Raw genomic sequence first — 13,309 nt, forward strand, 5'->3', positions numbered from 1 at the left:
GCCCTAGGCGGGAGCGAGCCGGATCAGCCGCGCCCCTCGAGGACGACGGACTCCAGCGTCCTCCGGAGCGCCTCGGAGCTGACCGGCTTGGTGAGGTGCGCCCTGACGCCCCTGACCGTCTCCGGAGGCAGCGAGGAGTACTCGAGGATCCCCGTCACGAGCACGAACGGGGGCGGGTCGGACGCCCCGGCGAGGGCCTCGAGGATCTGGACCCCCGTCCCCGACGGCAGGCGGTAGTCGGCGACCACGAGATCGAAGCGGTGCTCGGCGAGCGCGGCGAGCGCCTCCGGCACGTCCTCGGTCTCGTCGACGACCCAGTCGCTCCGGCGCAGCATGCGGCTCAGCACGAGCCGCGAGACGACGTCGTCGTCGACGACGAGCGCGCGCCCCGGCGTCACGACTCCTCCCCCCGGTCGACCATCGTGAAGATCTCGTCGAAGCGGGTGAGCCGGAAGACGCGCATCGCATCGTCGGAGGCGGGTCGCACCAGCACGAGCGACCTGCCGCTGAGCACTCGGTCGCGTCGCGCTCGCGCGAGCACGGCGAGTCCCGCGCTGTCGAGGAACGAGACGCCGGAGAGGTCGATCACCATCCGGGGGATCCCGGCCACCGGGGCGGCCAGCACCGTCTCGCGCACCCGCGGCGCCTCGCCGACGTCGAACCGCCCGGCCAGGGTCACTCTCACCGTGTCGTCGTCGCCGATCACCACGGCCATGTCGAGCTCCTCAGCCACGGGGTCCTCCGAGATCGAACGCCAGCTCGAGTTCGTTGCCGCTGCCCGTCCTGCGGTACGAGAGCTCGTCGACGAGGGAGCGGATGATCTTCACTCCGAACCCCCGCTCCTGCACCGCACCGGCCTCCGGGACCGGCACCGCGCCGAGGTCGAAGGCCGCGCCCCGATCGCTCACGCGCACCGTCAGCCGGTCCTCCTCGAGCACCAGATCGAGGTCGATGGTCGTCCCGGGGGGCGCGCCGGCGTGGTCGATGACATTGATGCACGCCTCGTGCACGGCGAGCTCGGCGCGGGCGAGGAGGGCCGCGGCCGCGGCCGGATCGAGCACCAGGGCCGCCTCGCGCAGCCACCCGCCCAGCGCACGGACCGCGAGCACGTCCGGCTCGAGCCGCAGCCGGGATTCGACGAGCACCGTCATCCCCGATCCTCCCTCCCGGCCAGGACGACCAGGGTCGTGTCGTCCGACGAGGGGCTGCCCTCGGCGAAGGCGGCGACCGTCGCGAAGACCTCCGCTCCCAGACTGGCAGGCCGCGAGCCGCGGCCGGACCGGCAGAGGTCGAGGAACCGGTCGTAGCCGAAGAGCCGGCCCGACGGGTCCTCCTGCTCGGCCAGCCCGTCGGAGCCCAGCACGAGCACCTCCCCGCGCGAGAGCTCGACGCACGCCACCTCGGGCACGAGACCCCGGACGACGCCCAGCGGCGGCACGGAGGGCGGCACGAACGACGCGTCGTCCCCGCCGATGCGCACGACGGGCGAGTGCCCGGCGTTGACGAGCCGGACGGTGCCGGTCGCCTCGTCGATCACGCCGACGACCAGGGTGATGAAGATCCCGATCTCGTCCAGGTGCTCGTAGAGCTCGTCCTCGATGCGGGAGAAGACGCCGATCACCGAGGAGTCGCGGCGCGCGAGGAAGGCGATGCGGCAGGCGGCGACGGCCCGCGTCATGAGCATGGCCGCGGGCAGCCCCTTGCCGGCGACGTCGCCGACGGCGAACCAGATCGCCCCCTCCGCCTCGCCGAACACGTAGAAGTCGCCTCCGGTCAGCGAGGCCGGCACGGTCCTCGCGAAGACCTCCACCGCACTCGAGCGCGGCGGCGCCTCGTCGATCACCGACTGCGCGAGGGCGGAGGCCAGCTGGTGCTCGCGCTCGACGGCCGCCTGGCGCACCTCGCGCTCGTGCAGCTCGGTGAAGGCGAGCATGACCCCGAGGGCCGAGACGATGGCCTCGATGAGCGGCACGTCCACGGTCGAGAACGGGCGCCCGGCGTCGCGGAAGAAGGCCGCGCGGCGGTCGCGGCCGCCGTCGGGGTCGAGGGTCCCGACGATCGCGGCCCCCGCCTCCGCCGTGCTCAGCTGCTCCCCCGTGGCGTCGGCGACCGCCGCGGCGGCGATCGCCGTGGCGGAGTCGACGGCGCGCTCGTCCCCGACCGACTGCAGGACCGCTCCCTCGTCGAGCAGGAGGACGGACCGCGCTCCCGTCAGCTCCAGCGCCTTCTCGAGGAGCAGCCGGACGGTCTGATCGCTCGCGACACCCTGCACGTTGATCTGCGCCAGAGCTCGCATCGCGAAGACGCGGTCCTGGGTGGCGATCAGCTCGTCGGTCAGCCTCCGCTGCGTCGACTCGAGGTCGGACATCCGCGCCCGCACCCGGCCGAGGGCCGCGAGAGCGGGGCTCGAGGCCGCCGCGTCCCGCGCGAGGAGGTCGAGGTCCGAGACGACGGCGGGAGCCGCGGGAGCGCCGGCACGGAGCGGGACGGGCTCGCTCACGGCGTCTCGGCCCCCTCCTGCTCGGCGATCCGGAACACCCCCGCGAGGTCCGTGATCTCGAGGATGACCCTGACCGGGTCGGACAGGGCGGTCAGCACGACGGCGCCGCCCCGGGCCGCCGCCGCCTTGTGCAGTCGCACGAGCTCGGCCAGCGCCGTGGAGTCGACGAACGCCACCTGCGACAGGTCGAGCCCGAGCTCCGGCCTCTCGTCGGTGATCAGCGGCTCGACGGTGCGGCGGAACGTCGCCGCCTCGTGGGCGTCGAACCGGCCCACCAGGTGCACGGTGCTGCGGGAGGGATCGGTCTCGGTGCGGATGATCATGGCTGTGCCCCCGGGTCGGTGTCGATGGTGGTGTCGCTCGGCCGTCTGCGCCCGGGCTCGCCGCGGGCGTAGGTCCCCCGCAGGTCGTTCGCGCGGATGCGCAGCAGGTCGAGCAGGAAGCGCGCGCTGACGCGGAGGGCGTGCACGGTCGAGCCCGGGGCGTCGATCCACTCGACCGGCACCTCCTCGACCCGGTAGCCGCACCGGCCCGCGAGGTAGAGCACCTCGAGATCGAACGAGAAGCCGTCGACGACCTGGAGCTCGAAGAGGCGCCGCGCCGACTCCGCCGTGAAGAGCTTGAAGCCGCACTGGGTGTCCGCGACGGTGATGCCGAAGCCGCGGGCCACCACCAGGTGCAGCACCCTGCTGAGCACCCGCCGGGCGAGGCTCTTGCCGCTGACCGAGGCGCCGGTCGCCGCCCGCGACCCGACGACGACATCGGCGCCGTCGTCGATCCGGGCCTTCAGCCGGTCGAACTGCTCGATGGGCGTCGACTGGTCGGCGTCGGCGAAGAGCACGAGCTCTCCGCGGGCCGCCAGCACGCCCCGGCGGACCGCGTCGCCCTTGCCGGCGTTCACGGGTGCGCGGAGGAGGCGCAGATTGGGGAAGCGCAGGTCCGCGACGAGGCTCGGGGTGGCGTCGGTGGATCCGTCGTCCGCGATGATCAGCTCCCACGGCTCGCCGCGACCGCTCATGTGCGTCGCGATCGCGCCGATCGTGGGGAGGATCCGCCACTCCTCGTTGTAGGCGGGGACCACGACCGAGACGCGCGGTGCCTCCGCGAGCGGCGTGGTCACCCACGCGCGGTACGAGCGGTAGACCGATGAGTCCTCCGTCACGGGAGCACCTCCTCGAGCGAGGTGCGCCGAGAGCGCGCGACGACGGCCCTGACGGCCAGGACGAGCACGAGGACGCTCATCGCGACCGCCTGCATCGCGATGAGCGCCGTCATGTCGCGGTGCTCGATCACCAGGAGCACCGTCTGCAGCACGGCGGCGCCCAGCAGCAGCCACGACTCGGTGGTCCGCGACTGCGAGAGCCGGTAGCTGGCGACGAGATTGGCCACGGCGAACAGCGTCGTCGCGCCGGCGTAGCCCGCGAGGGGCAGGGAGAGACCGGAGTAGTCGGGCCCCAGCACGACGCCGAGCACCGGTCCGCCGACCCAGAGCGCCCCCAGTGAGCAGGCGGCTCCGATGCCGACGACGACACCGACGCCCGCGCGGAGCACGGCCGCCGAGTCGCGGCCGGCGGCCTGGCGTCGTGCGGCCTCGGGGAACACGACGGTCGCGACCGACCAGGTCAGGAAGAAGACGGCCCGCCCGACCAGGGCGACCGCCGCGTAGATGCCCGCGTCCGTCGGGTCGAGCACCGCCTTGGCGATGAAGACGTCGCTGTTGTTCGCGATGATCTGGCCCACGAGCAGGATCGAGACGAGGGCGGCGTAGGCGCGCACCTCGCCTCGTCCGATGGACCCCGCCACCGGTCCGCCGCGGGGCCGCGCGACGGCCGCCACCACGGCGCAGGTGACGACGAACGACGCCGAGAGCGCGATCGTCGCCCCCATCACTCCGTATCCGGCCGAGACGAAGAGGACGCCGGATCCCACCCGCACCACCATCTCGATCACGAAGGAGAGCGCGAGCGGGGCGAAGAGCGAGCGCGCCTGGAGGACGCCGCGCCCCACGGCCTGCACGAGCCAGAACGGGACTCCGGCACCGAGCACGACGAACGGCCAGGGCGAGGCCGTCCGGAACAGCGTCGACCAGAACTCGGCGCCGAACGCGAGCACGGCGCCGGCGCCGAGGCCCGAGACGAGCGCGATCCGCCGCAGCCGACGGGCGAGCCGATCGGAGTCGCCGGAGTGGCCGAGCTCGTCGGCCCGCGCCACGAACCGCGCGGCGACGAGCTGGAGGCACAGCGCGATCGAGGTCAGGCTGAACAGGAAGGTGACCATGAGGTTCGCGTCCGCGAACTCCGCCGGAGTGAGCACCCTGCCGAGGAAGAGGTTGAGCGCGTAGTTGCCCGCGTTCGCGAGGAGCATCGCGGCCGAGAGCGCCGAGGCTCCGCGGAGCAGCCGGCGCGCGGGCGCGTTCACCGATGCCTCCGCCGCGCGATGATCCGCTCGAGGTGGGCGACGTGCCACTGCACGACCTCGGACATCGGGATCCCGGTCGCGGCGTCGAGGTTCCGCCTCCCCAGGGCGTCCCGGAGGTCGGAGTCCTCGAGCACCTCGGCGAGCGCGTCGGCGAGGCTCGCGGGATCGCCGGGCTCGAAGTAGACCCCGCGGAAGCCCTCCTCCTCGATGATGTCGACGAGGTCGCCGATCCTCGGCAGCACGGCGGCCCGCCCGTACTCCCCGGCCTGGTGGAGCACGCCGGAGCTGCCGGTCGTCGAGGTGTAGGGGAACGCGACGACGCTCGCCGAGAGGAACAGCGGGCCGATCTCCTCCTCGGCGATGTAGCCGGGCAGCTCGAGTCCCGGGACGGACGCGTAGCGCTCGGCCACCGCGCTCATGTAGCCCGCGGAGTTCGGCGAGTCGGTGCCGGCGATCACCAGCCGGATGTCGTCGACGCCCCGCTCGAGCAGCAGCTCGTAGGCCGCGACGAGCACGTCGACCGTCTTGTAGGTGCCCCACTTGCCGAAGGCGAGGATCCTCCGCGGTCCGGGCGGCGGGGCGGAGGAGGGCAGCGGCACGTCCTCGAAGCTCCCGTGCGGGGCGAGGATCGCGTTCTGCGCGCCGTAGCTCGCGCGCACGAAGTCGACGTAGCGCGGGATGGTCAGCGCGACCAGGTCCGCTCGGAGCAGGGCCCGCGTGAGCACCCGGCCGGCGAGGGTCATCAGTCGCGCGGTGGACTTCGAGCCCGCGAAGCCCGCGTCCTCCATGTCGACGTTGTCGGCGAGGTTGTGCAGGACCACGAGCGTCGGCACGCGGAGCGCCGTCAGCACGGCCGGGACGAGGAGCCCGAGCGCCCCGGGGACGCGCCGGTCGCCGAAGGTCGCGAACTGCAGGTTCAGGACGACCGCGTCGGGGCGCGTCCGGAGGACCTCCCGCGGCACGCTCACGAGGTTCGCCGGGGAGTTGAAGCGCCAGCACGGGCGCACCACGGTCTTCTCGAGTGGGTCGGGCTCGCCGGCGTCGGTGACGTCGCAGTACACGATCACCTCGGCGACCTCCTCGAGGCGCGAGAGGTGCTTGACCAGGTGGTGGCCGAACTCGTTCAGGCTGTTGCGGCCGGGCGGCATCGCCGTCACGACGCCGAGCCGCAGCCCGCCGGGACGCGGCGCGGATCGCCCGTCTCCCGTCGCAGATCGCCCTGTGCGCATGCCCGTGCCCTCGGCCTCGACCGAGCGGCCGTCGATGGGGCCGCGGCCGTCCGGCACCGCGTACGTCGACGATCCAGGAATCCGGAGGCGGCGGTCTCGCGATGTGACGCCGAGCATAGACCCGCCCTCACCGCCGGTTCCAGGGTCGTCCGGCCCGAGCGTTGACCGCGGCCCCCGCGTCCTGCACTATGGCGACACCGACCAGCCCTCGGCGGAGTCGGAGCACGGACCGGAGCGGGACGGTGGCTATGCACAGGGTCTGGTCGATCGCCCTGGAGACCCGGTCGCGCCCCGTCGCCGCCGCCTTCGCCGGTCTGCTGGCGCTCCTCGCGGTCGACGCGGTGACGCTCGCCGTGCTCCCCTCCGACTCCGCGGCCTACTGGTGGTTCGTCAGCGTCTACCTCGGCGTCGAGGCCGCAGCGGCCCTCCTGATCGCCCTGCGGGTCGTGAGGGTGCGCCGCGAACGGCTCGCCTGGGCGCTCCTCTCCCTCGCCTTCGTCTGGCTGATGGCCGCGGACGCCGTGGAGTCGATCTCGGCCGGCCCCGGCGGCACGCAGCCCAACAGTCTCGTCTCGCAGATCCTCTACGGCGGGTTCGCGGTCTGCATGTTCGTCGGGCTCGGGCTCCTCGTGCGCGCTCGGGTCGCGCGCGTCTCGGCATCGGTCTGGCTCGACGGGACCATCGCCGCGCTGGGTCTGTTCGCCGTCTCGACGTCGTTCACGCTCACCCACGGCGAGACGCTGTCGGGGCCGGAGATCATCGAGCTGCTCTACCCCGCGATCCCGCTGCTGTTCGTCGCCCTTCTGATCGGAGCACTGACGGCGCTCGACCGGCGACCGAGCCCCGCCTGGTACCTCCTGGTGGCGGCGGCCCTCGTGATGACGGTCTCGAACGTCGTCACGAACCCGGAGATGGCCTCGGGGACCTACGCCTTCGGGAACCCGTACGACGTGATGTGGCCGCTCGCCGCCGTCCTCGTCGCCGCTGCCGCGTGGGTGTCGCCGACGCCTCCTCCGCCGGGCGACTCCCGTGTGGGCGGGCTGGTCTTCTTCCCCGCGGGCTTCTCGGTCGCCGCGCTCGTCGTCCTCCTCGTCGACGACGGAGCGGCGAGGGGAGCCTCCTCCCTGTTCGCCGCCGGCACCCTCGCCGCGAGCACGCTCCGCCTGCTGCTCACCGTCGCCGACGCCGAGCGGCTGCGGCACCGCCAGGTGCAGCTGAACCGCAGCCTCGCCCAGGCGCGCGACGAGGCCGTCGCGGCGGCGTCGGCGAGGAGCGTCTTCGTGGCCACCATGAGCCACGAGATCAGGACACCGCTGAACGCGGTGCTCGGGATGAACGAGCTGCTGCTCGGGACGCGGCTCGACGCGGTGCAGCGCGAGTACGCCGAGAGGGCGGCGTCGAGCGGATCGCTCCTGCTCGACCTCATCACCGACATCCTCGACTTCTCGAAGATCGAGGCCGGCGCACTCGAGATCGAGCGCCGCGCCTTCGATCTGCGCCGTCTCGTCGCCGGCAGCGCGACCGTGCTCCTGCACGCGGCCGAGAGCAAGGGGCTGCCGATCGACGTGCGGATCGACGACGACTGCCCGCCATGGGTGCTCGGCGACGCGACCCGCCTCCGGCAGGTGCTGGTCAACCTCCTCGGCAACGCCGTCAAGTTCACCGACGCCGGAGGCGTCGTCCTCCGCGTGCGGCAGGCGGGGCCGGGCGTCACGGCCTTCGAGATCACCGACACGGGGACCGGCATCGCGGAGGACCAGCTCGACCGGCTGTTCGAGCCCTTCGCACAGGCGGACGAGTCGATCACCCGGACCCACGGCGGGACAGGGCTGGGGCTGACGATCTGCCGGTCGCTGGTCGAGCTGATGGGCGGCCGGATCACGGTGGAGAGCACTCTCGGGTCGGGCTCCCGATTCCGGTTCGAGCTCCCCCTCGCTCCCGCGACCGCTCCGGAGCACACCTCCGCCGACCGAGCGGCGCGCTCGGACGCCGGCGCTCCCGCGACGACGGCTCTGCGGGTCCTCGTCGTCGAGGACAACGCGGCGCTCCGCCTGCTCTCGACCCGGCTGGTCGCCGCCCTCGGGCACGACGTGGAGAGCGTCGTCGACGGGGCGGAGGCCGTGGCGGCGGCCGCGCGCACGTCGTACGACGTGGTCCTGATGGACGTGCACATGCCGGTCCTCGACGGGCTCGAGGCCACGCGCCGGATCAGGGCCGCCGCCGGACCCCAGCCCCGCATCGTCGGCCTGACCGCCGGCACCTCCGCCCGCGACCGCGACGACTGCGCCGAGGCCGGCATGGACGACTTCGTCGCCAAGCCCTTCACCTCCGAGGACCTGCGTCGGGCGTTCGCGGCTCTCGACGGACTCGAGCCCGCGGGCGAGGCCGCCGCCCGCGCCTTCAGCAGGCTCGACGAGCTGGGCGAGGACGCGCGGGCGGAGGTGCTCCAGGCCTTCGTGGAGCAGTCGACGCACGACCGCGCCAGGCTCGTCCGGGCCCTGGCCGGAGGCGACGCGACGACCCTCCGCTTCATCGCCCACCGGCTGCGCGGCGCGAGCCTCGCTCTCGGAGCGGACGAGCTGGCCGAGGCGTGCCGTCCGATCGAGACGGCCGCGCCGGACGCGGTCCTCGATCCGGCTCTGCACCGCCGCCTGCTCGAGGCGCTCGACTCCGCTCTGGAACGGATCGCGGAGGAGGACCGTGCCCGGCCGTGAGCGGGCGCCCGGGGCCACCGGTCCCTCCACCCGCACCATCAGCCTCGTCGCCGGCGCGGTCTTCTACGCCGGCTCCCTCGTCATCTTCCGCGAGGTCCTCACGGCGATCCCGTCGGTCCTGAACGGCGACGCGGTCATCGCCGGCGACGAGCTGGTCCCCTTCTTCAACTGGCGCAGCCAGCTGCTCGATCAGGCGGCCGGGCAGTTCAACGAGCTGGTGAACGGCTACGAGTTCCGCGTCCGCTACGCCTTCCTCACCACGTGGCTGCGCTACTACACCGTGCTGCCCTTCGCGATCCTGCTGGTGATCCCGACGCTCTTCTGGGTGGCGTACCTGGCCGTCGCGCGCTTCATGGACAGGGTCTTCACGAGCCTGTCGTCGCAGGCGATCCACCTGGCGACGTTCTTCCCGGTCGCGCTGATCTACCTGATCATGGTGTACGCCAAGATCACCCACTTCTACACGCTGATCCTCGGGCTCGTCCTGATGACGCTGTCGGCCCTGTGGATGCTGCACGCGCTGCTGTTCGCCGGCGAGCGGTGGAAGCGCTGGATGGTCGCGTCGAGCCTCGCCACCCTGCTGAACCCGGCGATCCACTACCTGATCCTCTTCAGCCTCTTCTTCGCGCTGACCGTGGTGACCCTCCTGATCGGCGAGATCGGCCGCTGGGTGCGGACGGGGGGAACGGCCGCCGTGCGGCGCCTCCCCCACCGCGTGGCCACGCTGGCGCTCGAGCGGGGCCGGCTGCGGCGCCTGCGCGCCTGGTTCGGCCGCCTCCCCGCGACCACGACGGGCCGCTCGGTGCTCGCACTCGCGATGTACGCGCTGGTCACCCTGATCCCGTACGCCCTGTTCGTGAAGTACGTGGCGCTGGCCGGAGTGACCAACCTCTCCGACACGGTCCCCGGCGACTTCTACTTCATCCAGGACGCCTCGGTGTCGTGGCTGCACGAGCTGTCGTGGGACCTCGCGGGCATCACCGACAAGATCCTCTTCGGCGACTACCTGGCCAAGGTGCCGCGGTACCCCGATGCGCTCTACACGGTGCTCCTGTTCGTGCCGCTCGCCGTGCCGGGCGTGCGGCGCCGCCTCTTCCCGACCCGCGCCCACCGCCAGCTGCTCGGAGTGATCACGGTCGCGATCGCCTTCGCCCTCTGGGCGACGATCGGGTACGGCGAGCCGCTGTGGTTCCCGACGTTCCACCGCACCCTCGCCGCGCTGGCGATCACCGCGAACGAGAGCCACTCGAGCATCGGGAACCTCGTGGTGACCGGCGCGGCGACGGTCGTGCAGATCCTGCGCTTCCCGCACCGGTTCCAGCTGATCCTCTTCATGCTGGCGCCGCTCGTGATGTCGCTGACCCTCGCGCTGCTGATCGACGTCGTCGGCGCGCGCTGGGGCCGACCGGCCGCGGCTCGCACCGGAGGACCCCGACGCCGGCCGGTGCGACGGGCCCCCGCGACCGGCGCCCGGGTCGCCCGGTCGCGCGCCCGCAGCGTCGTGCTCGCGAAGCTCCTCGCCACCGCGTGCATCGGCGCCGTGTTCTTCACCCCGTTCTGGTCGAACGACCCGTACCGCACCGTCTTCGGATCCGGCAGCATGGCCGGCTTCCTCGCCCCGTTCCCCCTGAACGACCTCAAGGCCCTCAAGCACGAGCTCAACTCCCTGCCCGAGGGCAGGACCGTCGTGCTGCCCCCGACCGAGACGGCGAAGCTGGTCGCCGACGAGAACGGCGTCGACCACAAGTTCATCGACAAGTTCTTCATCTACTACCTCGACAAGCCGAGCTACTACTACGGGCTCACCGGCGACGTGAAGAACAAGTTCGCGTTCTTCCTGATCCTCCGCGGCCTCTACTACCAGCAGGACTGGTGGATCAACGAGGCCCGCAACATCGGCATCCAGTACATCGTCGTGAACCGGCGCATCCACTCCAACAACGGCGTCGGTGCGGAGTACCTGCCGGACGTCGAGAGCTACGTCGAGCCCGCGCTGGCACGCCTCACCGACTCCGTCGCCCTCCGCTTCGAGAACAGCAGCTACGCCCTCTACGAGATCACGGACCAGCCGAAGGCCGATCGCGAGACGCTGCTGGTCGACTCGAGCTGGAAGAGCTACCTCGACCTGGTCTTCAGCCGCCGCGATCTGAGCCGCTGCTACCGGTTCGAGTACACCCCCTACTTCGACCCGGCCTCCGTCGAGCCGGGCGAGACCGTGCACCTCCTGACCGACGACGAGCAGACGTCGGCGCTCGACCTCTACCTCCTCGAGCATCCGGAGGCGGTCTCGGGGCCGGATACGCGGATGTTCGCGTTCAACCCCGACGTCGTGGCCTCGAACTACTACCTCTCGCCGATGTTCCGGTCGTTCCTGCTCTTCTCGACGACCAAGTGGAACCGGACCGAGATGATCACGCCGGGGGTCTTCGGGACGCTCAGGGGCTCCTTCATCGGCGTCCCGCGGGCGACGGAGTTCAGCGTCTCGGTGACGGTCGCCGAGCCCGGGAGGTACCGCGTCCTGATGCGCACGGCCGACACCGTCAACGCGCTCCGCATCACCTCGCCGTCGCTCGGCTACGACCGGACCGTCGAGCTGCGCTCGCCGCCCGAGAACGTCCAGCTCTTCCCCGCGGAGACCGTCTACGACACCGACCGCGTCGCCGTCGACGCCTCGAGCCTGTCGGTCGCCGATCTCGAGCGCGCCATCCCCGACGAGCTGGTCGCGGTGAACTCCGGCTACAGCTTCCAGGACCTCGGAGTCGTCGACGCCGACGCCGGCACCCACACCTTCTCGATCGACAAGTCCGACAGCAACCCGATGCTCTTCGAGGGCATGATGCTGGTGCCCGAGGACGTCTACCGGAGCCTGTCCCTGCCGGCCGGGGTCGAGACGATCACCGACCCCGACACCCTCGAGTGCTCCGAGCGCACGGCGAGCACCGGCACGATCGACGGGTACGTCGACCCCGCCGCCAATCCGGCGAACGCGAACCTCACCCAGGACGAGCTCCTGAGCCTCGCGGCCGCCGACGTCCAGGATCTCGAGCCGCCCGAGGGGGGCGTGGTCGGATCGAGCTGGACCGGCCTGGCTCTGACCCTCCTGCTGCTGATCGTCAGCGGACTCGTCGTGCGCTGGCGATCGCGACTGCATCCGCTCGACGACGAGGACCCGACCGGACCCTCCCCGCGCCCCCCGACGAAGGAGCCCCCGACATGACCTCGACCCCCCGCAGGATCGTGTTCCTCGGAACCCACGGTCAGCACAACATCGGCGACGAGCTGCTGCTCGAGACGTTCCTGACCCGCCTGGGCAGCGAGCACCGCTACGTGGTCAACAGCTACGACCCCGACGGCACCCGGCGGCAGCTCGGCGACCGCTTCGACGTCGAGGTCATCGACACCGCACGCGATCGCATCCTCCTCCTGCGGCGCCTGCTCACCTGCGATCTGCTGTGCTTCGGAGGCGGCAGCATCGTGAAGGAGCTCTACGCCTCGACCGGCCGGCACCGCCACTCGACCCTCCTGATGCTCCTGGGCGTGGTCACCTTCGCGCACCTCGTCGCGCGCAGGCCGATCGCGATGCTGCACATCGGAGTCGGTCCGCTCCGGACGCGGCTCGGACGACGGCTCGCCCGGACGATCCTCAAGCAGGTCGACGAGCTCACCGTGCGCGACGGGCTCTCGCTCGAGACCTGCCGGAGGATCGGGGTCGACGCCGCCCGCGTGCCCGACGCCGTGTTCTCGCACGACCGCGCCGACCTGCTCCCGGGAACGCCGCCGGACGCGGTGCGGGGCGAGCGGCTCCGCATCGCCCTGAACCTCAACATCGACATCGAGGCGCCCGAGCGCTGGGAGCCCTTCCTCGACGCTCTCGCGGCCGCCCTCCTCGCGGTCGGGGCCCAGCGGCCGATCGAGCTGCACGCTCTGCCGATGCAGATCGGCTTCAAGGCCCGCGACGACGCCGAGGTGCTCGACGCGTTCGCCGCCCGCGTGCCCGATCTGCCGTTCGTGCGGCACCGGCCCGGCGACGCCGCCGCCGTGGCGCGGATCCTCGAGGACTGCGACGCGCTCGTCGGCGAGCGGCTGCACGCGGTCGTCCTCGCCTCCGTGCTCGGGGTGCCGTCGTACGTGCTGGCGTACGACGTGAAGGTCCGCGAGCTCGTCTCGATCCTCGGGCTCGACGAGTGGAGCGTGGACATCAACCGGCCGTTCGACCCCGGAGTGCTGAGCGAGAGGCTCGTCGCCCTGCTCGACCGGCGCGCTGCGGTGTCGGAGTCGGTCGCGGCCCGCGCCGACGAGCTCCGCGGCGAGACCCTCGCCGCCTTCACCGCGGCGCGAGCCTGGATCGACTCCGCCGGCGGGACCGCGTGAGGCCGCCCGCCTCCGGAGCAGCCCTTCCCGACAGCTGTGGGAGTACCGAGACGCATTCGTTGTCTTCCGGCCGCCGC

The 13,309-nt window shown here is 72.2% G+C and carries 11 protein-coding genes; 3 read left to right on the forward strand and 8 right to left on the reverse strand.

What is annotated here, in order from left to right; all coding sequences use genetic code 11:
- Positions 1-23: 23 nt before the first annotated feature.
- From GSU68_RS16495 to GSU68_RS16530, 8 genes are read right to left on the reverse strand one after another with little or no spacing between them, the layout of a single operon-like run.
- Positions 24-398 (reverse strand): response regulator, encoded by a 375-nt coding sequence (locus GSU68_RS16495; RefSeq protein WP_159909737.1) that lies wholly within the window; start codon positions 396-398, stop codon positions 24-26.
- The gene (locus GSU68_RS16500; RefSeq protein ID WP_159909738.1) at positions 395-733 is read right to left on the reverse strand and encodes an STAS domain-containing protein; all 339 of its coding nucleotides are present in this window, start codon (positions 731-733) and stop codon (positions 395-397) included. The genes GSU68_RS16495 and GSU68_RS16500 overlap by 4 nt, the downstream gene beginning before the upstream one ends.
- Positions 726-1,151 (reverse strand): ATP-binding protein, encoded by a 426-nt coding sequence (locus tag GSU68_RS16505; protein ID WP_159909739.1) that lies wholly within the window; start codon positions 1,149-1,151, stop codon positions 726-728. Before GSU68_RS16505 ends, GSU68_RS16500 begins: the two co-directional genes overlap by 8 nt.
- Complete coding sequence (locus GSU68_RS16510) at positions 1,148-2,500, reverse strand: PP2C family protein-serine/threonine phosphatase (RefSeq protein WP_159909740.1); 1,353 nt, start codon at positions 2,498-2,500, stop codon at positions 1,148-1,150. The genes GSU68_RS16505 and GSU68_RS16510 overlap by 4 nt, the downstream gene beginning before the upstream one ends.
- Positions 2,497-2,823, reverse strand: a complete 327-nt coding sequence (locus GSU68_RS16515; RefSeq protein WP_159909741.1) for an STAS domain-containing protein — start codon at positions 2,821-2,823, stop codon at positions 2,497-2,499. Before GSU68_RS16515 ends, GSU68_RS16510 begins: the two co-directional genes overlap by 4 nt.
- Positions 2,820-3,662 carry a dolichyl-phosphate beta-glucosyltransferase gene (locus tag GSU68_RS16520; RefSeq protein ID WP_208544598.1) on the reverse strand — a complete coding sequence of 281 codons (843 nt, stop codon included), beginning with the start codon at positions 3,660-3,662 and terminating at the stop codon, positions 2,820-2,822. Before GSU68_RS16520 ends, GSU68_RS16515 begins: the two co-directional genes overlap by 4 nt.
- Entirely contained in the window at positions 3,659-4,918 is a 1,260-nt protein-coding gene (locus GSU68_RS16525) for an oligosaccharide flippase family protein (protein WP_159909742.1), read from the reverse strand. The genes GSU68_RS16520 and GSU68_RS16525 overlap by 4 nt, the downstream gene beginning before the upstream one ends.
- The gene (locus GSU68_RS16530; protein ID WP_208544599.1) at positions 4,915-6,204 is read right to left on the reverse strand and encodes a glycosyltransferase; all 1,290 of its coding nucleotides are present in this window, start codon (positions 6,202-6,204) and stop codon (positions 4,915-4,917) included. The genes GSU68_RS16525 and GSU68_RS16530 overlap by 4 nt, the downstream gene beginning before the upstream one ends.
- A gap of 191 nt (positions 6,205-6,395) precedes the next feature.
- On the opposite strand from GSU68_RS16530, the gene GSU68_RS16535 reads away from it, so the two are divergent.
- The 3 genes from GSU68_RS16535 to GSU68_RS16545 are packed head-to-tail and all read left to right on the forward strand — an operon-like array spanning position 6,396 to position 13,232.
- The gene (locus tag GSU68_RS16535; RefSeq protein WP_244259512.1) at positions 6,396-8,861 is read left to right on the forward strand and encodes an ATP-binding protein; all 2,466 of its coding nucleotides are present in this window, start codon (positions 6,396-6,398) and stop codon (positions 8,859-8,861) included.
- Positions 8,848-12,078, forward strand: a complete 3,231-nt coding sequence (locus tag GSU68_RS16540; protein WP_159909744.1) for a hypothetical protein — start codon at positions 8,848-8,850, stop codon at positions 12,076-12,078. Before GSU68_RS16535 ends, GSU68_RS16540 begins: the two co-directional genes overlap by 14 nt.
- The gene (locus GSU68_RS16545; protein WP_159909745.1) at positions 12,075-13,232 is read left to right on the forward strand and encodes a polysaccharide pyruvyl transferase family protein; all 1,158 of its coding nucleotides are present in this window, start codon (positions 12,075-12,077) and stop codon (positions 13,230-13,232) included. The genes GSU68_RS16540 and GSU68_RS16545 overlap by 4 nt, the downstream gene beginning before the upstream one ends.
- Positions 13,233-13,309 lie beyond the last annotated feature (77 nt).

The organism is Rathayibacter sp. VKM Ac-2759, from assembly GCF_009834225.1.
GTDB lineage: Bacteria > Actinomycetota > Actinomycetes > Actinomycetales > Microbacteriaceae > Rathayibacter.

Coding starts and splice junctions, on each gene's coding strand:
- GSU68_RS16505 (WP_159909739.1), bottom strand. CDS start 1,151: ATGACGGTGCTCGTCGAATCCCGGCTGCGGCTCGAGCCGGACGTGCTC.
- GSU68_RS16515 (WP_159909741.1), bottom strand. CDS start 2,823: ATGATCATCCGCACCGAGACCGATCCCTCCCGCAGCACCGTGCACCTG.
- GSU68_RS16535 (WP_244259512.1), top strand. CDS start 6,396: ATGCACAGGGTCTGGTCGATCGCCCTGGAGACCCGGTCGCGCCCCGTC.
- GSU68_RS16545 (WP_159909745.1), top strand. CDS start 12,075: ATGACCTCGACCCCCCGCAGGATCGTGTTCCTCGGAACCCACGGTCAG.